19 protein-coding genes are annotated in these 21,958 nt (G+C 41.6%); 4 read left to right on the forward strand and 15 right to left on the reverse strand.

The window, feature by feature from the left end:
* Window positions 1-23: 23 nt before the first annotated feature.
* From LPH68_RS13490 to LPH68_RS13515, 6 genes are all read right to left on the reverse strand, one after another.
* Window positions 24-1,415 (reverse strand): RagB/SusD family nutrient uptake outer membrane protein, encoded by a 1,392-nt coding sequence (locus LPH68_RS13490; protein WP_087321406.1) that lies wholly within the window; start codon window positions 1,413-1,415, stop codon window positions 24-26.
* Window positions 1,416-1,438: 23 nt separating this feature from the next.
* Entirely contained in the window at window positions 1,439-4,882 is a 3,444-nt protein-coding gene (locus tag LPH68_RS13495; RefSeq protein ID WP_087321404.1) for a TonB-dependent receptor, read from the reverse strand.
* 207 nt (window positions 4,883-5,089) lie between these two features.
* Entirely contained in the window at window positions 5,090-6,079 is a 990-nt protein-coding gene (locus LPH68_RS13500) for a FecR family protein (RefSeq protein ID WP_192923098.1), read from the reverse strand.
* Between the two features lie 86 nt (window positions 6,080-6,165).
* Entirely contained in the window at window positions 6,166-6,768 is a 603-nt protein-coding gene (locus LPH68_RS13505) for an RNA polymerase sigma-70 factor (RefSeq protein WP_009040891.1), read from the reverse strand.
* A 149-nt stretch (window positions 6,769-6,917) separates the two neighbouring features.
* The gene (locus tag LPH68_RS13510) at window positions 6,918-8,999 is read right to left on the reverse strand and encodes a cytochrome c biogenesis protein CcdA (protein WP_192923097.1); all 2,082 of its coding nucleotides are present in this window, start codon (window positions 8,997-8,999) and stop codon (window positions 6,918-6,920) included.
* 15 nt (window positions 9,000-9,014) lie between these two features.
* Window positions 9,015-9,314 (reverse strand): Dabb family protein, encoded by a 300-nt coding sequence (locus LPH68_RS13515; protein WP_004315980.1) that lies wholly within the window; start codon window positions 9,312-9,314, stop codon window positions 9,015-9,017.
* Window positions 9,315-9,422: 108 nt separating this feature from the next.
* Between LPH68_RS13515 and udk the strand changes: the two genes are divergently transcribed.
* Window positions 9,423-10,034 (forward strand): uridine kinase, encoded by a 612-nt coding sequence (gene udk / locus LPH68_RS13520; protein WP_032811070.1) that lies wholly within the window; start codon window positions 9,423-9,425, stop codon window positions 10,032-10,034.
* A gap of 44 nt (window positions 10,035-10,078) precedes the next feature.
* Window positions 10,079-11,470, forward strand: coding sequence for a transporter substrate-binding domain-containing protein (locus LPH68_RS13525; RefSeq protein WP_151923425.1), 1,392 nt, complete (start codon window positions 10,079-10,081; stop codon window positions 11,468-11,470).
* A gap of 94 nt (window positions 11,471-11,564) precedes the next feature.
* Here the strand turns inward: LPH68_RS13525 and LPH68_RS13530 are convergent, their stop codons facing one another.
* The 9 genes from LPH68_RS13530 to LPH68_RS13570 all read right to left on the reverse strand — a co-directional run bounded on the left by LPH68_RS13530 (window position 11,565) and on the right by LPH68_RS13570 (window position 19,988).
* On the reverse strand, window positions 11,565-13,109 hold the full coding sequence (locus tag LPH68_RS13530; RefSeq protein WP_015532799.1) for a sodium:solute symporter: 1,545 nt from the start codon (window positions 13,107-13,109) through the stop codon (window positions 11,565-11,567).
* Window positions 13,106-13,231, reverse strand: coding sequence for a symporter small accessory protein (locus tag LPH68_RS26855; protein ID WP_004296931.1), 126 nt, complete (start codon window positions 13,229-13,231; stop codon window positions 13,106-13,108). The genes LPH68_RS13530 and LPH68_RS26855 overlap by 4 nt, the downstream gene beginning before the upstream one ends.
* A 68-nt stretch (window positions 13,232-13,299) precedes the next feature.
* Window positions 13,300-13,902 carry a nitroreductase family protein gene (locus LPH68_RS13540; RefSeq protein WP_230296962.1) on the reverse strand — a complete coding sequence of 201 codons (603 nt, stop codon included), beginning with the start codon at window positions 13,900-13,902 and terminating at the stop codon, window positions 13,300-13,302.
* Between the two features lie 11 nt (window positions 13,903-13,913).
* Entirely contained in the window at window positions 13,914-16,661 is a 2,748-nt protein-coding gene (gene metH / locus LPH68_RS13545; RefSeq protein ID WP_151923424.1) for a methionine synthase, read from the reverse strand.
* A gap of 89 nt (window positions 16,662-16,750) precedes the next feature.
* Window positions 16,751-17,203: an SsrA-binding protein gene (smpB, locus tag LPH68_RS13550; RefSeq protein ID WP_008643258.1), complete on the reverse strand. Its 453-nt coding sequence runs from the start codon at window positions 17,201-17,203 to the stop codon at window positions 16,751-16,753.
* A gap of 9 nt (window positions 17,204-17,212) precedes the next feature.
* On the reverse strand, window positions 17,213-17,758 hold the full coding sequence (locus tag LPH68_RS13555; RefSeq protein WP_008021718.1) for a Yip1 family protein: 546 nt from the start codon (window positions 17,756-17,758) through the stop codon (window positions 17,213-17,215).
* A 32-nt stretch (window positions 17,759-17,790) separates the two neighbouring features.
* A complete protein-coding gene (locus tag LPH68_RS13560; protein WP_151923423.1) occupies window positions 17,791-18,564 on the reverse strand; it encodes a hypothetical protein in 774 nt (257 codons plus the stop codon).
* An 82-nt stretch (window positions 18,565-18,646) separates the two neighbouring features.
* Entirely contained in the window at window positions 18,647-19,147 is a 501-nt protein-coding gene (locus LPH68_RS13565; protein WP_008643253.1) for a DMP19 family protein, read from the reverse strand.
* A gap of 436 nt (window positions 19,148-19,583) precedes the next feature.
* On the reverse strand, window positions 19,584-19,988 hold the full coding sequence (locus tag LPH68_RS13570) for an HsmA family protein (protein WP_008643251.1): 405 nt from the start codon (window positions 19,986-19,988) through the stop codon (window positions 19,584-19,586).
* Between the two features lie 237 nt (window positions 19,989-20,225).
* Between LPH68_RS13570 and LPH68_RS13575 the strand changes: the two genes are divergently transcribed.
* Both LPH68_RS13575 and LPH68_RS13580 read left to right on the forward strand, forming a co-directional pair.
* Window positions 20,226-20,927, forward strand: coding sequence for an iron-sulfur cluster assembly scaffold protein (locus LPH68_RS13575; RefSeq protein ID WP_007759112.1), 702 nt, complete (start codon window positions 20,226-20,228; stop codon window positions 20,925-20,927).
* 19 nt (window positions 20,928-20,946) lie between these two features.
* The gene (locus tag LPH68_RS13580) at window positions 20,947-21,957 is read left to right on the forward strand and encodes a GGGtGRT protein (protein ID WP_008021709.1); all 1,011 of its coding nucleotides are present in this window, start codon (window positions 20,947-20,949) and stop codon (window positions 21,955-21,957) included.
* Window position 21,958: the final 1 nt, after the last annotated feature.

Raw genomic sequence — 21,958 nt, forward strand, 5'->3', positions numbered from 1 at the left:
TGAATTCTTTTAGTTTAACCCTATTAATATCCCGTATTCTGCCACAACAATTCTGTGTTGTTTATTCTTTCCAATTCTGTTTTGGGAATAGGATACAGGAATTGGTAATCCTGAATAATATGTCCTTCCGCTTTCATGGCTTCCTTAGCACCTCCCATACGTACCAAATCGAACCAACGCTGTCCCTCATAAGGAAATTCCTGTTGACGTTCCAGCATGATCGCACTACGGAAACTATCCTGGTCGGGTAACTCTGTAATCAAAATCGGAGACAATCCGGCACGGGTATGTACAGCATTCAAAGCAACCAAGGCTTCTGAATTCTGCAAATTGCTGTAACTAATTTCATTCAAAGCTTCCGCATACATCAACAATACATCGGCATAACGGAGAATAATCTGGTCATTACCAACAGTGTTATAAGTCGCGCTCTTGATATCTTTAAATTTATTCATGACACAGACCTTATCTTCCACCTTTACATAAGTAATCAAATCTTTCCGCTTATCCCCGTCTTTATAACATTCTTTCAGCGCCTTTGTCTGATTGGTATCGTCGGTCAGGTTAATAATAGAGAACCAGTATCCATGCCCTTCTCCTTCCACATCCTTATTAAAGCGAACAGCAAAAATGATCTCATCATTCATTTTATTATTTACATCAAAAACCCGGTCCGGAGTAGTCATCAGAGAATACTTACCTATCAATTGAGATAACACATTTCGAGCTTCCGTCCATTTATGGAAAGTGAGGTAAATCTTGCCGAGCAGTGCCATTGCAGCACCGGAAGTCACTCGTCCCATATCGGCACTTGCATAAGAAGACGGCAACATACTTTCATTAATAACCTGATTCAAATCACCGACAAGGAAATCATAAACCTGCTGGTCTGAACTACGTCCGATTTTCAGAGCTTCGGCCACTGTTACCACCTTATTAGTCATAGGTATTCCTCCCCACAGACGGTACATATTAAAATAGGTAAGTGCACGAATGAAAAGGGCTTCTCCTTTATATTGTTTTTTCAGAGTAGCGTCAAAGTTGGCTTCATCAATCCTATCTAATATAAGATTACAACGATAGACTCCATTATTAAAATTCGCCCAAGCATCTTCCAGAATGCCGTTAGAAGCTTTATCTGCAAACTGGTCGATATCATAACGGTCCTGCGTTCCGGCAGTAGGTGCGCTCAATGTCAAATTATCACTCCGATATTCGCAGCACTCCGTAAAATAGGAAACCTGTGTCTGCAATTTAGAGTAACATCCCATCACAGCTACATTAAAATCGTCTGCTGTCTTATATACCTTATCGGTAGGTACACTGCTACTTGGTTCCAAATCGAAGAAACTATCTGTACAGGCAACTGATAGAAAAGCAGTTGACAAGAATAGTATTAGTTTATATTTTTTCATACAACGTGTATTTTAAAGGATGATTAAAGAGTTATATTCAATCCAAATAAGAATGTTTTAGCCAATGGATAAGTACCATAATCCTCACCTGGTGAAAGAGAATTAGACGGCCGGGCATTCACTTCCGGATTGTATCCACTATAATTAGTTGAAGTCCAGAGATTTTGTCCGGAAACGTATACTCTCAACTTTTCTACAAAAAAGCGCTGGGTCAGATTCTTCGGCAGAGTATATCCCAGTGTCACATTCTGCAACCGCAGATAAGAACCATCTTCCAAATGCCAAGTTGACGTACGTCCATTATAACCTTTTGATTTACGATTGGCACGATTCACCTGACCGTTTCCCGGATCTTCCGGACTCTTCCAACGATTCAAGGCGATGGTAGTGCCATTGGTATTGCCTTCCAGATTATCAATGTATCGGCGATTCAAGTTCAAAATCTCATTACCATACACTCCCTGGAAATTGAAATCAAGATCAAATCCCTTAAACCACACTTTTCCCCCGAATCCATAGGTGAAATCAGGCATATAGTTACCTACTATCGTACGGTCTTTATCCAAGTCCATCACACCGTCTCCATCTACATCCACAAACCGGAAATCTCCGGGCTTGGTATTACTGAAATGAGGATATTTCTTCAATTCTTCTTCATTGGAGAAAATACCATCCTGCACCAACAGATAATAACAGCCGATAGGTTCACCAACTTTCGTTATGTAATACGCATGATCTACGCTACCGGTAGATATGATAGGAGCATTACCCGGACCGAGCGCCTTTACTTCGTTTGTATTCGTAGCATAATTGGCATTGAATGAATAACCGAAATCTTTCGTTATATTCTTCTGCGAGGTCAATGCTATTTCCCATCCCCTGTTGTTCACTTTACCGATATTCATCAATGCAGTGCTATATCCGGTCAGATGAGGAACAGGTACGTTCAACAACATATTAGAAGTGTTGGTATTATAATAATCCACAGTCAACCCCAACAATCCTTTGAACATTTGTAAATCAATACCTACATTCACCATCGCATTCTTTTCCCAACTCAAATCCTCGTTTTTTATGGTACTAGGTTTATATCCATTCACCAACTGCCCATTGCCTGTACCGAGTATATAATTATCGGAAGCCATCAGAGACAGGTGGTCATAATTACCAATCTGGAAATTACCGGTAACTCCATAACTGGCTCTAAGTTTCAAGTCATCAACAAATGACAGGAATTTTGCTTTCGTGAAAAAGTCTTCTCCACTTATTCTCCATGCAAAAGAAGCAGAAGGGAAATATCCCCAACGGTTGTTTTTTCCAAAACGGGAAGAACCGTCTGCACGAATGGCTGCTGAAGCCATATACTTACCTTTATAGCTATACTGTACACGTGCCAGATAAGAAGCAATTGTCCACTGTGTTTTATCAGATGCACCTTTCGTCACCGTACCTCCGGAAATCGTTTGTATGTAGTCATTCGGGAAATCGGTAGCCGTCACATTATCACCTTTATATGTTTCTTTTTGAGCCGATTGCACTAAAACGACATTGATAGAATGAGCATCCTTGATGGTCGTATTATAATTGATTTTATTCTCAACCAACCAGTTGAAATAAAAACCGGATGAACTGTATGCAGTAGGATTCGACTTCACATCATAATATTTCTGTCCTAATAACGGAAGCTCCGATGAACGGTATTGATCGTTATGTGAACCGTAATAATCACCACCAAAAGAAATGTTATAGGTAAGCCCTTTATATAACTCCAATTCCGCAAAGACTTTTCCTACAATAGCCATACGGTCTACAACATCCGATTGGAGGTTTGCCATGGCTACCGGATTTAATACGGCATTGTGCTGATAGTCATTCCCAATTCTCCAATATCCGTTTCCCTGATAGTTATAACTTCCATCCGCATTATACACCGGCCATACCGGAGGCATCATCAAGGCTGATTGCACAATACCGTTAGACCCGGAAGCATCTACCCGGTTGGAAGTAGAATAAGAAGGAGAAAAATTCAGACCGAATTTCAGTCTTTTATATTTCCCGTCCAAATTCATACGCATACTATATTTCTTAAAATCGGAATTAATGATAATACCTTCTTTATCATAATAGTTGGCTGAAATAAAATAACCGACTGTTTTTCCTCTGCCGGAAATAGATACATTGTGGCTGGTAGTAGCAGCAGTACGGAATATAGCGTCTTGCCAGTCCGTATCGGTCAGTCCTTTGTCACCATTCAGATAAGGAAAGAGTTCAGTGGGGATACGTTCCCATGAGTTGGGACGCATTCCATTCGGATCGTCCGGCGATCCACCGGGATTGGCATCCAGATAGGCGTTGTCATGCCCATCTTTTGCAAATTCGGCAAACTGATATGCATTCATCATTGAAAGTTTCTTCGAAACACTCTGGATACCATAATATCCATCATACTGCACTTTCATTTTCTCCGACTGCCCCTGTTTGGTTGTGATAATAATTACACCATTCGATCCACGACTACCATAAATAGCTGCCGAAGAAGCATCTTTCAAAACTTCTACAGATTCAACATCATTATTATTCAGATTGGCAAATCCACGTTCCACCGGTACACCGTCGATAATATAGAGAGGATCACTACCTGCATTCACTGTGCTGATACCACGAACACGGATACTTACGCTTCCTTCCGGATCACCACTAGGTTGCGTAACCTGTACTCCCGGCATTTTTCCCGCCAACGCCTGACGAAAATCGGAAGCGGAAACTTCTGCTATTTGTTCGGCTTTCACGGAAGAAATAGAAGTAGAAACATCTCTTTTTCTCTGAACACCATAGCCTACCACGACTACTTCATCGATCATCTTACTATCTTCCACCAACGTGATTTTTGCCGTATTCTTATCTTTTGCAGAGATATTCACAGTTTTATAGCCGATATAAGAAATAGTCAGTGTGGCAGATTCCGGTACATTCATGATTGAATAACGTCCGTCAATATCGGTAATGGTACCACTGCCTTCTCCTTTAATCTGAACACTGGCACCAATCACCGGTTCTCCTTTATCATCTGCAACAATTCCCTGGATAGTGCGTGTACGTTGAACTGTTTCTTCCTTTTTAAGCGGCTGTTTGCTGACAGCAATTGTATGATCGGTCCTATTGAAATAAAGTTTGGCCTGGGTGGTTATCTCGCCCAGAATCTGTTTTAATGAAGCATTTTTAATGTCGAAAGAAACTCTCGGAGCTTTGTTCACTGTCTCCTGGTCATAGAGAAATTTAAAATTAGTCTGTTTGCTGATTTTATTGAAAACACTTTCTACCGGCTCATTTTGCACGCGAAGCGTTATATCATGCTCTTTCAATGTTTGAGCAGCAGCCGGAACAATTAAAATGAAGGTGAATAGTAAAAAAGCTAAAAACGAACAGCTATTTTTACTTATCCCTTTACAAATAAGAAGATTATTCATAAATTTGTGCGTTTTAGTAATTGACTAAAGTTATTAAAAACAAGCAATACGCGATACGTTATTCATTTGGGTCGAAGCTTATGAATATCCGTCCGGATTGCGGATAGAGGCATTCCTTTGGAGTGCTTCTATCATTTTAGGGGGTTCATGAAGGGGCTGTTTTCATCTATTATTCTTTTAAAGGTTAAACATTATCTTTTCTTCATCTCATTCTTTATAAAGAAGGACATTAATACCTTCTTTCTTATATTTGATATCACCGCTGATAAATTCGATGGATTTAAGTACGGCCTCCAGACTCTTATTATCGTGCTCACCGGTAATCAAGTTATTGAAATCCTGACCGGGAGCAAAAGTAATCCGGCAATTATATACACGCTCCAGTTCTTTTGCCACATCCCGAATCGGTGTACTGTAGAAACGTAAACCTCCTTTCATCCAGACAGCCACTCCCCTGTCTTCTGTTTTCTTGCTATATTCACCGGAAACCGTATTGATAAGCACTTGCTCTTTAGCAGTCAGCCTCATCATCGCTTCCGGTAAATCAACCTGTACTTTACCACTCTCCACACTCACAGATACAATCTCATCCGTTGAATAGGACTTGACATCAAAACGAGTACCCAATACCCGAACATCCAGCCGCTTCGTCTTTACAACAAATGGCATCTTTTCATTACGGGCAACACGGAAATATCCCTCACCTTCAAGTTCTATTTCACGGCTATCTCCCACAAAACGTTCCGGATAACGCACTTGAGAACAAGAATTCAATACCAAAAGAGTTCCATCCGGCAAAGTCACTTGCCTTTTTTCACCAAAAGAAGTGGTGACTTCAGCAAGTGTGACCTGCTGTTCATTCATATACCGGAAAAAGTTGACACTCCCTATTATAATGGCTATGACAGCCGCCGTACTAACCGCCACCACAAACGCCCGACGGAACCAGGTACGTTTTTTGTGTTCAATACGTTTCAATAACTGACGTGCCTCTCTCTTATATTTTTCCCGTTCCAAATCAGTAGCAGGCTGCAAGTTCCCGGATTCTTCCCAAACCTCTGCTGCCAGTTCATCCAATAAATCTTGGTTTTCTGCCTCTTTTATGCTTTGCAAAAGTTGTGAAGCCTCTTCCCTGGTATAAAGGTCATCCAGGTAACGATGCAATTTATCTTTTTCTGTTTTAGTATCTTTCATCATACATTCAAAATAAGGATATTAATTTCCTTCCCTTTGTATAAGTAATACACAAAAGTAAGAAAGAACTAGGGTGTGATTAACATTTATTATAAGTTTAAACAAAATAGAATCAAAAGTATATCAGCTGATGTACTTGAATATTTAGTCAGATAAGAACGAATCACTTTCAGAGATACAGAAATATGTTCCTGCACCGTATGAACAGAGACACCCAACGCTTCGGCTATTTCTTTATGAGACATCTGTAACTCACGGCTCATTTTGAACACTTCCCGTTGGCGGGGTGTCAATTGTTCCAATGCACGGGCAACAATCTCTTTCAAATCATTGAGCAAAATATGGTTATTGGTCTCGTTTGTTGAATCAATCGCTTGAGAAAGAATCTGTTCTTTCAGCTGATCTTCATTAGCCATGTCGCGCAACTGATTCAGAATACGATTACGTACGATGGTATAAAGGTAGGAAGAAAAAGAGGCTTCGGGATTGATGAAACGACGAGTTTGCCAGACTACCGTAAATGCATCCTGAAAAATATCTTCAGCAAATTCACGCGACTTGACGAACTTCAGGGCGAAGTAGAGCAAACGATTCTTGTAAGCGGCATAAAGTTCGCAAAAGGCCTCTTCATCTCCGTCTATCAGACGGAGAACCAATTCCCGTTCATTTACAAGAGTGTCTGTTGCGTACATATTTTCTTTATTTTTGGGCACAAAGGTATTGTTATGATGTTACAAACGTATGTATTTTTTCTGAAATAAAAAAATAAAAGCGATCTCACCGAAAAGATGAGACCGCTTTTATTTCATTTATCATTCAAGACAGTGCCTTATCGAAGATTTTAATTTTTCCCTTTCTTATAATTCTCCAATCCGGTCTGCAAGAATTCGATATACTTAGGAATATCTTCGTTATAAGCATACGACTTATTCAACGGTTTACCCTGATTGTCCAACAATACATAGAAAGGCTGGGCGTTGGCTCCGAATTTCACACGTTGCAGATAACTCCATTTATCGCCGACAGTACGCAAAGTACGTTCTGTACCGTTCTCGATTATCTTTACGGGCTCTGTCAACGGAGTCTTATTATCCACGTAGAGAGTAATCAGTACATAATCGTTATTAATCAAATCACTCACTTTCGGATCAGTCCACACCGCTGCTTCCATCTTACGACAGTTTACGCAACCATATCCGGTAAAGTCGAGCATAACGGGTTTACCGTTCAGACGGGCATATTCCATACCTAAGTCATAATCATCAAATTTCGCATGTACCTCGTTCTTATACAAATTGAAGTCTTGCGTCTGCATAGGCGGAGCAAATGCAGATACAGCCTTCAATGGTGCTCCCCACAAGCCGGGAACCATATATACGGCGAACGCTAAAGAGATTAATGCCATAAAGAAGCGGGTGACTCCCACCTTATCATCATCGTCATCATGCGGAAATTTGATCTTACCCAACAGATAGAATCCAAGCAAAGCAAAGATTACAATCCACAGAGCCAGGAATGTTTCGCGGTCAAGCAGTCTCCAACCGTAAGCCAAATCAGCTACCGACAAGAATTTAAGCGCAAACACCAATTCGAGGAAACCCAGCGTTACTTTGATTACATTCATCCATCCACCGGACTTCGGCATAGATTTCAGCCAAGACGGGAACAGGGCAAAAAGTGTAAATGGCAATGCCAAAGCAATGGCAAATCCTAACATACCGATTGCCGGAGCAACCACACTTCCTGTGGTAGATACCTGTACCAGCAGAAATCCGATAATCGGACCTGTACAGGAGAAAGATACCAATGAAAGCGTGAAAGCCATCAGGAAAATACTTAGTAATCCGGTCGTAGATTCTGCTTTGCTATCTACTGCGTTTCCCCACTTCGAGGGTAGTCTGATTTCAAACGCTCCAAAGAATGAAGCGGCAAAAATCACCAACATCAGGAAGAAGAGAATGTTGAAAATAGCATTGGTAGATAAAGCGTTTAATGCGCTGGCACCGAAAATCAACGTGATAGCCAAACCTAATGCCACATAAATCACGACGATAGATGCACCATACGTCCACGCATCACGAATACCTTTCTTTTTGTCTTTACTGCGTTTCAGGAAAAAGCTGACTGTCATTGGAATAATCGGCCACACACAAGGAGTGAACAAAGCCAATAATCCTCCAAGGAACCCTGTAATAAATATATATATCCAGGACATATCTTCCTGACCGTGCTCCTCACCTAATGCTTGCAGATCACTGATAACGGGTTTCCAAAGTTCACTAGAGGCAACTGCCGGCTGAATATCCGTGGCTGCTTCCGTTGTAGTTGCAGGCACCAACTCCATCATAGCAGATGAGTCTTTCGAAGCAACAGAAGTTGCCTCTTCTTTCTTATCTGCCTTATCCACTACTTTTTGTTCCGGTTGTTCTGCTTTCGATTGTTCTGTTTTCGTTGCGGCAGCATTTCCGGCTTTTGCTACTCCCGAAAACTTGAATGGCACTTGAGTAGGAGGCAGACAACTCTCGTCATCACAGGCTCCGTACTCCAGATAACCTTCTATTGCGTAAGCTCCACCCGTAAATTTCACTTTCTGCACAAACTTTGCTGTATTCTCGAAATAACGTACCTTCATTTCGAACAATTTATCGAAAGTAGCTACTTCTTTGCCCACAGGCTTCAGTTTACCGACAAGCTCGACACCCGATTTATTATCAACATTAAATGTTGCAGAAATAGGACCGCCATCTCCCAGGTCGGTAGAATAAACATGCCAACCTTTATCAATGGCAGCCGTAAACACCACCTCTGCCTCCGTATCGGAGAGAGGTGTCAGTTCTGTTTTAAACTTTACCGGATCTTTGATCTGCGCTTGCAATGCATATACAACAAAGCTTAAAAGCAGGAAAGAAATTATTTTTCTCATCTTTATTTTTGGGGTTTATAATTCATAGTCTACGCATGCACGGCTTTCTTTCGTTTCAGCCAGAATCTTACCGGCAGCTACGTGGTCGGGATGTGTTGCATAGAATTTCACATCTTCTAGTGTATCAAACTCACTGTAAAGCGCAATATTCCATGTTTCACCGGGATTCATATTCAATCCGACTTCCACTTTGCGAATGACAGAGATTTTAGCAGGAAGAGCTTCTATCGCTTCCTTGAATTTAGTCATGACTACCAGTTTCTCTTCAGCAGGAACTTCGTCTTTTAACTTAAATAATACAATGTGTTTTACCATTACGTTGTTATTTTAATGAATTGTTTCTATATTTGTCTTGTTAATGCAATCATCGCATTAATAGTAATGCAAAAATACTCTATTTGGTTCAAATATACATTTAAAGAGATGTTAATTATAGGAATAGCAGGCGGAACAGGCTCCGGAAAGACCACCGTCGTACGGAAAATTATAGAAAGTCTCCCCGCAGGGGAAGTAGTACTCTTACCACAGGATTCATACTACAAAGACAGTAGTCATGTCCCGGTTGAAGAACGCCAGAATATCAATTTTGACCACCCCGATGCTTTTGAATGGAGCCTACTATCCAAACATGTCATGATGCTGAAAGAAGGAAATAGCATTGAACAACCTACCTATTCTTATCTCACTTGCACACGCCAGCCCGAAACGATTCATATCGAACCTCGTGAAGTGGTTATCATTGAAGGAATCCTTGCTTTATGTGATAAAAAGCTACGCAATATGATGGACCTTAAAATCTTTGTAGATGCCGATCCCGACGAACGCCTGATACGTGTTATCCAAAGAGATGTTATTGAGCGCGGACGTACTGCCGAAGCTGTAATGGAACGCTACACACGGGTTTTAAAGCCTATGCACCTGCAATTTATCGAACCTTGCAAACGATATGCCGACCTTATTGTACCGGAAGGCGGCAGTAATAAGGTAGCTATTGATATACTGACTATGTACATCAAGAAACACTTGAAGAGTTGAGAGTGGAGAATGGAGAGTTGAGAGTTAAAAGCAAAATGTCAGGTATGAATGTCAAGACACTGATTATCCCTTTATTTCTCGTATTGTTCTGTTGTGTGTTCGGATGCCGGAACAAACAACATAGTACAACGGATGAATCCGCACGTGATCTTCCACAAATAAAAGATAGTGGCGAACTCGTTGTATTGACATTGTATAGCTCTACTTCCTATTTTATTTATCGGGGACAGGAAATGGGATTCCAGTATGAACTTAGCGAGCAGTTTGCCAAAAGTCTGGGACTAAAGCTTAGGATTGAAGTTGCCAAAAGCGTTGACGAGATGATTCAAAAATTGCTGGCAGGCGAAGGAGATATGATTGCCTATAATCTGCCTATCACCAAAGAGTGGAAAGACAGTCTGCTTTATTGTGGTGAAGATGTCATCACCCATCAAGTGATTGTTCAACAAGGAAGAGGAAAACAGAAGCCATTAAAAGACGTAACCGAACTGGTAGGAAAAGATATATACGTAAAGCCGGGGAAATATTACGACCGCCTCGTCAATCTGAACAGCGAATTAGGAGGCGGCATCCGGATTCATGAAGTTACCAATGACAGTACTACCATCGAGGACTTGATAACGCAAGTGGCGCAAGGAAAAATTCCGTATACAGTAGCCGACAATGACCTGGCAAAATTAAATAAGACCTATTATCCTAATTTAAATATCGATCTGTCTATCAGTTTCGATCAACGGTCTTCGTGGGCAGTACGAAAAGACAGTCCCGAACTGGCAGCCGCCACTACTAAATGGCATCAGGAAAATATGACCTCTCCTGCCTACACAGCCAGTATGAAACGTTATTTTGAGAATAGTAAAATGATGCCCCACTCTCCTATCCTTTCATTGAAAGAGGGGAAAATTTCTCATTATGATGATTTATTCAGAAAGTATTCCAAAGATATCGGATGGGATTGGCGTATGCTGGCGTCACTAGCCTATACAGAATCTAATTTCGATACCACCGCTGTTTCCTGGGCCGGCGCCAAAGGACTGATGCAGTTAATGCCTGCCACCGCCCGGGCAATGGGAGTACCTCCCGGCAAGGAGCAGAACCCGGAGGAAAGTGTGAAAGCGGCTATTAAATATATCGCCGCCACCGACCGCAGTTTCAGTATGATTCCCGACAAACAGGAACGACTCAACTTCATTCTGGCATCTTATAATGCCGGCTTGGGACATATATACGATGCCATGGCGCTAGCCGAAAAATACGGAAAGAACAAACTAGTATGGAAAGACAATGTAGAAAACTTCATCCTGCTCAAAAGCAACGAAGAATACTTTACCGACCCTGTCTGCAAAAACGGGTATTTCCGTGGTATCGAGACTTACAATTTCGTCCGTGATATCATGTCGCGCTACGAATCCTACAAGAAGAAAATAAAAGCATGATTAATATTAAGTATCAAGTATTAAGTATTAACCGTGGCCTTTGAGGTGCTTATCCGCATGGCGTAATACTTAATACTTGATACTTACTTAATACTTATTTTTTGGTTACTAAGCTGATTACGATGATGGCTAATACAGATAATGGTAAGGCAAATAATATCGGATCAATCACAGGGAAAGGATAAGTGGTAATCAATACATCCCGTCCAAATAATGCTTTGCAGATACCTAATGCTGCAGATTCTTTCTGATGAAGAAATACAAGGGCAAACAGGCTACCGATTGTTCCGACCCAAAGACTTGCCATGACACCCTGCTTAGTAGCTTTCTTCCAATATAAAGCACAGAAATAGGCTGGAAGGAAAGCTGCAGCACAAATCCCCATAAAGATAGAAGTTCCACGGGCGATAATATCATGAGGCAACATATAGCAAATAATGTAGCTGACCAGAATAGAGAACAATACTCCCAGACGAATCACGTTGGTCAGTTTATTCCGCGAACGGGGTTTATAAGTTCCATAGATATCAGAACCTACCGAAGCCCCCATTGTATGGAACTGCGAGCTTAGTGTAGACATACTGGCCGAAAGGATACATAACATAAAGAGTGCGGCAAACCAGTCGGGCATCGCTTTATTAATAAAATATGGAATAATCTTATCGATGTCCTGCACTACTTCGGTAGCAACCGCTCCTTCTGTTTTCAGGAAGAAAAGGTTACTCAAAGCTCCGGCATGATAGATAGCTCCTACTGTTATAATCAAAAAGAAACAACCGATAAATACACCGCGGTTTAATTGTTTGCTACTTTCCACAGTCATAAAACGAACCACTAGCTGGGGTTGCGCAAGACATCCGATTCCTACTCCTAAAATAAGGGAAGTAACAAGTGAGTACCATTGCGGTGAACCTGTAACAGGCATTGCAGTCCATCCCTGATGTCCCAATGCTTTAAATTTTTCCGGGACTAACGGAGCAATAGCAGTCAACTCTTTATTCGCCTCGGTAAAACCCATACCGAGCACCTGGTATAAAGAGAATAATAGAAACAGCATGCAACCGAACATGATTACTGCCTGCAACGCATCTGTATACATGACTCCTTTCATACCGCCTGCAATAACATAAGCAGCAATAACCAATGTAAATATCAACAAAGAGATATTGAAATCAATCTGAAAGATCTGTTCGATAAATACAGCTCCACCTTTCATCACAACTGCTGCATAAAGCGGCATTCCGACAAAAATAACAGCAGCAATAAATACCTGTATATTACGGGAACGAAAATGACGCCCTAATAATTGAGGAAAAGTGCTCACATTCAGTTTTGCACCCATACGCCGGGTGCGTAAACCGAAAAAGATAAAAGCAATGACAACCCCAATAAACATATTCAGGAAACAGAGCCACTGAATACCCATTCCGAAAGCTGCCGCCACTCCTCCAAAACCTACAATAGCAGATGCAGAGATAAACGTAGCACCGTAAGAAAGTGCCATAACAATAGGATTCATCTGACGTCCGCCTACCAGATAGTCACTGGTATTCGTTGTTTTCTTGTATCCCAAAAAGCCGAGGTAAGCAAGTGACAGGAGATATCCTATCACAATCAAGCCGAGTGTAAATGTATTCATCGAGTTTCGTCTTTTTCGTCGTCCTTATTCCAATACTTCAGCCCAAACCAGGCAGCAAAGATCACACATACCACTGAAAGAAGGTAAGGCAGAATTATAAAAGGGTCGTCTATTCCAAACATTTGCGTATCAGATTTTAATTAGCGTTGCAAATGTAAGGAAATTATTGAAAAGACAAAACTTTTGCTTACTAATACTGATTATAATGTATCTTTTTCTCGTCAAATTTCTGTTTCGGGTTCTCTTTTGTAGCCGGATAGCCGAAAGAAATGACACAAAGCGGAAGGATATTATCAGGTAGATTGGTATATTTGCGTACCACCTGCATACGGTCTTCATAAGGATAGGCAGCCGTCCATACAGCCCCCAGTCCCAGACTTTCGGCAGCCAGCAGAATATTTTGCGCTGCTGCTGAACAATCCAAATACCAATAAGACGAACGTACAGAATCTCCGCAGACAATGATAGCGTTACGGGCTTGGGTTAACATCTTTGCATAAGGAAGCGCAGCAGCCATTGAATCCAGTTTGGCACGATCGGATACTACTATAAATTCCCAAGGACGGACATCTTTCCCCGAAGGGGCAGCCATTCCGGCACGAAGCATCAAGTCTATTTTCTCTTTCTCCACTCCCTTATTCAGATAAGTACGCACACTTTTACGTGCGAAGATATTATCCAAAGCAGCATTTCCGGTTTCGGACGTTCCTTTTTCTTCTTTGGTAGAAGAACATGCGCTCATAGCAACAACTATTGCTGCAATCAGACATAAGAAAGAGAAAATCTTTTTCATTGTGATACTATTTAAAACAGATTCAACTTATTTTTCTGCGCCTCTTCCAATGAAACCGTTTCACGTTTCAGCAGACCGTTTTTTTCACGAAGCGCCTCATATTCGCTATTCAGTTCGTTCACCAATTCGGCTTTCAGCTGTGGATTCAATAATTTGGAAGCAACACTTGCATTCTGGGAAGCATCTTTCAGATGTACCACCGGAGCGTGATAGACAGGAGCAATTTTCAATGCCGTATGCATTTTCGATGTAGTAGCCCCACCAATCAGAAGAGGAATATCCAGTCCTGCTTTTTCGAGTTCCAAAGCCACATGCGCCATTTCTTCCAAAGAGGGAGTAATCAGACCACTCAATCCAATCATATCCACTTTTTCTTCAATGGCACGCTGCACAATGGTTTCCGCCGGCACCATCACTCCCAAGTCTACAATATCATAACCATTGCAAGCCATCACCACCGCTACAATATTTTTTCCAATATCGTGCACATCGCCCTTTACAGTTGCCAGCAACACTTTTCCAGCCGCGGCGCTTCCTTCCACTTTTTCCGATTCGATAATCGGCTGCAGGATAGCTACGGCTTTTTTCATCGTACGGGCAGTCTTCACAACTTGGGGAAGAAACATCTTACCGGCACCAAACAACTCACCTACATAATTCATTCCATCCATCAACGGGCCTTCAATCACATCGACTGCTTTATCATAAAGCGGCAATGCTTCCGCCAAATCCTGTTCAAGGAAATCTCCGATTCCTTTCATCAAGGCATATTTCAAGCGTTCCTGAACGGATTCTTCTCTCCACGCATCTTGTTTGGCGGCTGGTTGTCCGGCAGTTCCGCTCATAGTTGCTTTCAGCGATTCCGCCAATTCTATCAGACGTTCCGCTGCGTCCGGACGACGATTTAAGACGACATCTTCTATCTTTTCCAATACATCGGTCGGGATATCACTATATAACACGGAAGTACCCGGATTCACAATTCCCATGTCCATTCCTTGCTGAATGGCATGATAAAGGAATACAGCGTGCATCGCCTCACGGATATAATTATTGCCACGGAAAGAGAAAGAAAGGTTACTGACTCCTCCGCTAATATGAGCACCCGGAAGATTCTTTTTGATCCATGCGGTAGCTTCAATGAAATCTACGGCATAGTTATTATGTTCTTCGATCCCCGTAGCTACGGCAAGTACATTGGGGTCAAAAATAATATCATGAGGATTAAAACCTACTTTATCTACCAAAAGACGGTAAGCCCGTTCGCAAACTTCTATTTTACGGGCGGCTGTATCTGCCTGACCTTTCTCATCGAAAGCCATTACGACGGCGGCCGCTCCATATTGGCGGATGATACGGGCATGTTCGAGGAAAACGTCCTCGCCTTCTTTCAGAGAAATGGAGTTAACGATTGACTTTCCTTGCAGACATTTCAGGCCGGCTTCAATCACTTCCCATTTGGAAGAGTCAATCATTACCGGAACACGGGCAATTTCCGGTTCGGACATGATAAGATTCAGGAAAGTAGTCATCTCTGTCTTTGCGTCCAACAGTCCGTCATCCATATTGACGTCAATCACCAAGGCACCATCTTCCACTTGTTGACGGGCGATGGAGAGAGCTTCATCATATTTCTTTTCGTTTATCAGACGAAGAAACTTACGAGAACCGGCTACGTTGCAACGTTCGCCGACATTTACAAAGTTAATTTCCGGTTTGACTTCCAACAGTTCAAGTCCGGAAAGCCACATACAATCCGGTGCAAGAGCAGGGACGTGTGGTTTAGCACCTTTCACGAGGGCGGGATATTCGGCAATATAGGCATCCGTCGTTCCACAACAGCCGCCAATGATATTGATTAGCCCTTCTTCGATATATTCTCTCACTTCGTGAGCCATATCAGCAGGTGTCTGGTCATACTTACCCAGGCTATTCGGTAATCCGGCATTCGGATAGGCGCTAATATAATAAGGTGCACGAGCTGCCAGTTGTTCCAGAAATGGTTTCAATTGGCGGGCTCCGAAAGAACAGTTTAAACCGACAGAAAAGATATTGGCATGTTGCACGGAAGCAAGAAATGCGTCCAATGTCTGGCCGGACAATGTTCGTCCGCCAATATCGGACACTGTTACAGATAACATGACAGGGACTTCGACGCCTGTTGCTTTCATTGCCTGTTCGGCTGCAAAAATAGCAGCTTTAGCATTCAGGGTATCAAAGATTGTTTCGATCAGAATGGCGTCTACGCCACCTTCAAGCATTGCTTCCATCTGTTGCTGATAGGATGCAGCCAGTTCGTCGTAACTCAAAGCACGATAAGCCGGATTGTTCACGTCCGGGCTCATAGAGCAGGTTTTATTGGTTGGGCCTACAGAGCCGGCTACAAAACGCGGTTTATCGGGATTCTTTGCAGTGTACTCGTCGGCAAGATCACGGGCTAGTTTTACGGCTGCCAGATTCATCTCACGCACGTATTCTTCTACGTGATAATCAGCCATAGAAACTGTAGTCGAACTGAATGTATTGGTTTCGATGATATCCGCACCTGCTTCCAGGTATTTACGATGAATATCCTGAATCACGTCGGGACGTGTAAGACACAATAAGTCGTTATTCCCTTTCAACTGTCCGGGGATATGCGCAAACCGTTCACCACGAAAATCTTCTTCCTTGAGGTTATATTGTTGAATCATTGTACCCATTGCCCCATCCAGAATAAGGATGCGCTCGGATACGACTTGAGAAATTGTCTTTTTCATTACCCTATCACATTAATACCTAAATACCTACTCTGCCATCTTCTGCCAGACACTTCGCAGTCCGGCGTTTATCTTATAGCGGTTTTTACTTACCGCTTGAACATTCTTGCCATATCTCTACGGTCGTCTTTCTCCTTTATAGATTCTCGTTTATCATATTCTTTCTTACCTTTCGCCAAAGCGACTACCAGTTTCGCCAAACCTTTCTCATTGATAAACAAGCGTACAGGGACAATCGTAAAGCCGGGATTTTTCATCTCCCGCTGAAGTTTCTCCAATTCTTTTTTATTAAGCAACAACTTCCTCTCTCTACGTGCCGTATGGTTATTGTACGATCCATAGAAATATTCGGCAATGTGCATATTCTTCACCCACAATTCGCCTTTCGTAAAATAGCAAAACGTATCTACCAGACTGGCTTTTCCCAAACGAATGGATTTTATTTCCGTACCGGTCAATACAATACCTGCTGTGTAGGTATCTATCAGCTCGTAATCAAACGTAGCCCGCTTATTCTTTATATTTACAGGAGGTTGTTTCATCTTTACTCATTAATTAAGTATAGCCGTCAGTCTATTAAACACGATCTGTATCACCGCCGGACATAGTATTAACAATACAGACGACAAAAGGGTGTATTTTAATCGTTGTTTTTCTTCTACTCCCATCAGTATAGGAACTCCCTCCCATACCACATAGACGATGTAGAACTGCAGCAACCAAGCAATAATTCTAAAATCAGGTAATAGTCCGGTTACTATCTGAAGCAGGAAAGACACAACCAATGCATATCCTGCAAACTGTTGTGTCAACGGCATATTGCTATGCAGACCAAACATCCTTGTTCCCATTTCATTGATGGCATAAGCTGCCAGAAAATAGCCACCGAACAGGGCTACAGCTACGGCGCAACAATTGGTCATAGCTATCTGGAAACTTTGCGGACCTCCCCACCCATTCGTCAATAACGAACCGATGAATACGGACAGACCGCATAAACCAATCATAGGATAGACAAAAGCCATAAATACTTTTCGCCTATCCTCTTCCATAGAAATTTCCTCCCAGGCCTTGGCCGGAGAGGAAATCAATTTCATTGCTATGTTAAATAGTTCTTTGTAGTTCAATGTTATTCTGTAAATGCGTAATCATATTCAACCGAACGTTCAACCGAAGTTTCCTTCCCATCCTTATCGACCAATTCATCTTTTGAGTTATTGATTTCAGCTGTCAGTTCCAGGTATTTCGGTAATTTGCCTGTTTTCTCCTTAAATGCAGCAAGAGCAGCTCTAATTGAATAAGCCCTATAAGCATATGTAAAATTAGAACGAGTTACGGTCTCACCTGCATCCTCAACAACATGGCTAATATATAGTTTTAACTTAGTGTCAGAGGCAGTCATTGCTTCAGGATCATAAGAAAGAACAAATGAATGCTTCTTTACTTCTGAATCTTCAACACTAGAGTTTGTAACTTTCACCCAATATGGCATTGTCAAAACGATTGTATTTTTGTCATAATAAACCAAACTTGACTGTTGCTTATCCAATGAATAAAGAGGATTAGTAGGTTCCGTTTTTTGAGGATTCAAACCTTCATTACCTTTAGGGTCAATACAAAGCGGAGTAGATAGCAAAGTAACTGGTATACTAGTACTATTTGCTGTCACCTGTGATTGGTCATATTGGCATGAAATTATAAACATATTTCCATCCAAAAAGCCCAACTCTGTAGTTGGCACCAACTTCGTAGTTCCATCACCCATCAAAAATGATCCATAATTATACTTAACAGGAACAGTCATTGTAACATTGTGGTTATCATCTCCATTCATACAAGAAGTAACTGACATACCCATAACCACAGCCATCAAAGCCACCAAGAAAAATTTCACTTGTTTCATAAACATATTTTTTAGATTTTGCAAAGATATAAATTCTAATTCATAATTAATAAATGCAAGTACTTAAAAAATACTGCATCCGTTACTTTATTATTTTTGCAAAAAGTTCCAAATGTTCATCTACATAGCTTGCAATCAATGCTGTGACCTGTTCTTCCATTTCTAAATAGGCTTCTTCCAAGTCATCGAAAGCTTCATATTGCTCGTACATAGCCATAAATTCATCATCCGTCCGTTCCTTTTCCAAGTCTTTCCGGTTGGCATCAAAGATTTTCTTAGCCTTATAAACTAATTTCGAAAACTCTTCCGCTCCCCATAAACGCATCACTTTCGCAAACGGATTATCAAATATATAGCCACCATAACCATTCTGAATCAATTGGCAAAATCCCCCCGCCATCACCTCATCACGAAAAATCTGATAAGCCAGCAAAGAATGTTGTTCCCCTGTCAGCAGAGGCATTGTTTCGGCAGTTAGTTCGCCACCGATAATCTCTTTATATTTATCTGTAAACGCCTGGATAAATTCATCCATTCCTTCACCCGCAGCCTTTTGCAAAGTAGATTCTACAACTTCGATCATAACTTTCTTATATAAATTATGCAGCAAAGCTACGAATTTTATTCTACATCCAGTAATAATCCTTCCACAATCTTACCTGTCTTAACTTCATTATCTATCCTCCACTGCCTTCACACGACGCATATCAACTCATTTACAGACACTTCCTGTGAACAAATCATATAAAACACGGTATTCACATCCTTCACAGAATATGTATTTCACAGTTTCACCACATAGTGAGAACCAATACTTGCTATATTAATAGAAACAGGCAAATAGCATATATATCCCGAACGGAAAGCAACTGTTTAATAACAGACGACTCCAGTCGGCTATCCAGTCAACTCCAGTCGGCTAATCAGACAACGATAGTTGTCCGAATCGCCGGCTATCGTCAGCCGACAAGAATATTGTAAGGTGATTTATGAATAGCCGGCTCTATTCAGGCTATTTATTATACATGTAATCGCATCCCCAAATAAACTCCTATTAAATAAGGTATAAGCCAAATGCACCAAACTACAATGCTGAAACGATTAAAATGTCTCTTTTCTATAGGCGTTCCCTTCACATAGGTCCATATCGCCCATAACGCATGTACAAACATCAGAAGAATAGCAATTGCCCCTGTCACCGTATGCATTTCGTCATGCAGATGAGTAAGTTCGGCAATATGCTCCATCAGACTTGTACCCACCGTGTCGGCCAGCAACCCGAGAAGAAAGAAAATGATATGCCAAAACTTTAATTTCCTTTGAAGACGTTCTCCCCAAACACCTATCGTATAAAACACAAGCGCAGATGAAATAACGCAAATTGCCGCTATTAAATAATGTATATCTATCTGATTCAGTTCCATAAATTTTCTTTTTCTAATAACAACAAAGCACAGGATAGATAGTTCTCGCGGTCTCAATCTTTCACAAATGCAATCCCGACTTTACAAACGACGAAAAAACGTAAACAGATTTGTCTCTTTTCACAAAAAAGTAATAAAAGGCGATTTGCAGAAACAAATAAATCGACTACCTTTGTGGGCGATTTAGAGAATCGTGACTACGTATTTTTAATTATATCACTAAAAAAAGAGCTAATTATGACTTATTCACACGAAGTGGAACACATGTGTGTTGTAAAGAAGGGCCCTAACCACGGACCGGCTCCCATACCCGAAGAAGGCAAATGGGTAAAATCTAAAGAAATCGTTGATATTTCTGGTTTGACACACGGTATCGGTTGGTGCGCTCCTCAACAAGGTGCTTGTAAACTGACACTGAACGTTAAAGAAGGTATCATTCAGGAAGCTTTAGTTGAAACTATCGGATGTTCCGGTATGACTCACTCTGCTGCTATGGCTGCTGAAATTCTTCCGGGAAAAACGATCCTTGAAGCATTGAACACTGACCTTGTTTGCGACGCTATCAATACTGCAATGCGCGAACTTTTCTTGCAAATCGTATACGGACGTACTCAATCAGCTTTCTCTGAAGGTGGTTTGATTATCGGTGCAGGTTTGGAAGACTTGGGTAAAGGTCTTCGTAGCCAGGTAGGTACTCTTTATGGTACTTTGGCTAAAGGTCCTCGTTACCTTGAAATGGCAGAAGGTTATATCAAACAAATCTTCTTGGACAAGAACGACGAAATCTGCGGATACGAATTCGTACACATGGGTAAGTTCATGGACGAAATCAAGAAAGGTACTGATGCTAACGAAGCTTTGAAGAAAGTTACAGGTACTTACGGACGCGTAACAGCAGAACAGGGAGCAGTTAAATCTATTGATCCACGTCACGAATAATATAAGGAGGAAAGAAACAATGATTAGAGAAGTAAAATTCGAAAGCCAAGACCGTCGTATCAAACAGATTATCGCTGCTTTGAACGCTAACGGCATCAAAGATATCGAAGAAGCTAACGCTATCTGTGAAGCTCATGGACTTGATCCTTATAAAACGTGTGAAGAAACTCAGCCTATCTGTTTTGAAAATGCAAAATGGGCTTATGTTGTAGGTACTGCCATTGCTATTAAAAAAGGTTGTACAAACGCTGCTGAAGCTGCTGAAGCTATCGGTATCGGTCTGCAAGCATTCTGCATCCCGGGTTCTGTAGCTGACGACCGTAAAGTTGGTATCGGCCATGGTAACCTTGCTGCTATGTTGCTGCGTGAAGAAACTAAATGTTTCGCTTTCCTGGCAGGTCACGAATCTTTCGCTGCTGCTGAAGGTGCTATCAAAATCGCTGCTAAAGCAGACAAAGTACGTAAAGAACCGTTGCGTTGTATCTTGAACGGTCTTGGAAAAGACGCTGCTCAGATCATCTCTCGTATCAACGGCTTTACATACGTTCAGACTCAATTCGATTACTTTACTGGTGAACTGAAAGTTGTTCGCGAAATCGCTTACTCTGACGGTCCTCGTGCAAAAGTAAAATGTTATGGTGCTGACGACGTTCGCGAAGGTGTAGCTATCATGTGGAAAGAAGGTGTAGACGTATCTATCACAGGTAACTCTACTAACCCGACTCGTTTCCAACATCCAGTTGCAGGTACTTACAAGAAAGAACGTGTTCTTGCTGGTAAACCATATTTCTCTGTAGCTTCAGGTGGTGGTACAGGTCGTACTCTTCACCCGGATAACATGGCTGCCGGTCCTGCTTCATACGGTATGACAGATACGATGGGTCGTATGCACTCTGACGCTCAGTTCGCTGGTTCTTCATCAGTTCCTGCTCACGTGGAAATGATGGGCTTCCTGGGAATTGGTAACAATCCTATGGTAGGTTGTACTGTGGCTTGTGCTGTAGACGTAGCTCAGGCTTTGGGTAAGTAAT

The organism is Bacteroides sp. 1_1_30 (genome assembly GCF_020982715.1).
Taxonomy (GTDB): Bacteria; Bacteroidota; Bacteroidia; order Bacteroidales; family Bacteroidaceae; genus Bacteroides; species Bacteroides xylanisolvens.

Excerpts from the sequence above, each read along its gene's own strand:
- LPH68_RS13515 (WP_004315980.1), bottom strand. The coding sequence starts at position 9,314 with ATGGTAAAACACATTGTATTATTTAAGTTAAAAGACGAAGTTCCTGCT.
- LPH68_RS13490 (WP_087321406.1), bottom strand. The coding sequence starts at position 1,415 with ATGAAAAAATATAAACTAATACTATTCTTGTCAACTGCTTTTCTATCA.
- LPH68_RS13565 (WP_008643253.1), bottom strand. The coding sequence starts at position 19,147 with ATGATCGAAGTTGTAGAATCTACTTTGCAAAAGGCTGCGGGTGAAGGA.
- smpB (WP_008643258.1), bottom strand. The coding sequence starts at position 17,203 with ATGAAACAACCTCCTGTAAATATAAAGAATAAGCGGGCTACGTTTGAT.
- LPH68_RS13580 (WP_008021709.1), top strand. The coding sequence starts at position 20,947 with ATGATTAGAGAAGTAAAATTCGAAAGCCAAGACCGTCGTATCAAACAG.
- LPH68_RS13540 (WP_230296962.1), bottom strand. The coding sequence starts at position 13,902 with ATGAAAAAGATTTTCTCTTTCTTATGTCTGATTGCAGCAATAGTTGTT.
- LPH68_RS13560 (WP_151923423.1), bottom strand. The coding sequence starts at position 18,564 with ATGAAACAAGTGAAATTTTTCTTGGTGGCTTTGATGGCTGTGGTTATG.
- LPH68_RS13570 (WP_008643251.1), bottom strand. The coding sequence starts at position 19,988 with ATGGAACTGAATCAGATAGATATACATTATTTAATAGCGGCAATTTGC.
- LPH68_RS26855 (WP_004296931.1), bottom strand. The coding sequence starts at position 13,231 with ATGTTTGGAATAGACGACCCTTTTATAATTCTGCCTTACCTTCTTTCA.
- LPH68_RS13510 (WP_192923097.1), bottom strand. The coding sequence starts at position 8,999 with ATGAGAAAAATAATTTCTTTCCTGCTTTTAAGCTTTGTTGTATATGCA.
- LPH68_RS13500 (WP_192923098.1), bottom strand. The coding sequence starts at position 6,079 with ATGATGAAAGATACTAAAACAGAAAAAGATAAATTGCATCGTTACCTG.
- LPH68_RS13575 (WP_007759112.1), top strand. The coding sequence starts at position 20,226 with ATGACTTATTCACACGAAGTGGAACACATGTGTGTTGTAAAGAAGGGC.
- metH (WP_151923424.1), bottom strand. The coding sequence starts at position 16,661 with ATGAAAAAGACAATTTCTCAAGTCGTATCCGAGCGCATCCTTATTCTG.
- LPH68_RS13530 (WP_015532799.1), bottom strand. The coding sequence starts at position 13,109 with ATGAATACATTTACACTCGGCTTGATTGTGATAGGATATCTCCTGTCA.
- LPH68_RS13555 (WP_008021718.1), bottom strand. The coding sequence starts at position 17,758 with ATGAAATTGATTTCCTCTCCGGCCAAGGCCTGGGAGGAAATTTCTATG.
- LPH68_RS13495 (WP_087321404.1), bottom strand. The coding sequence starts at position 4,882 with ATGAATAATCTTCTTATTTGTAAAGGGATAAGTAAAAATAGCTGTTCG.
- udk (WP_032811070.1), top strand. The coding sequence starts at position 9,423 with ATGTTAATTATAGGAATAGCAGGCGGAACAGGCTCCGGAAAGACCACC.
- LPH68_RS13505 (WP_009040891.1), bottom strand. The coding sequence starts at position 6,768 with ATGTACGCAACAGACACTCTTGTAAATGAACGGGAATTGGTTCTCCGT.
- LPH68_RS13525 (WP_151923425.1), top strand. The coding sequence starts at position 10,079 with ATGAATGTCAAGACACTGATTATCCCTTTATTTCTCGTATTGTTCTGT.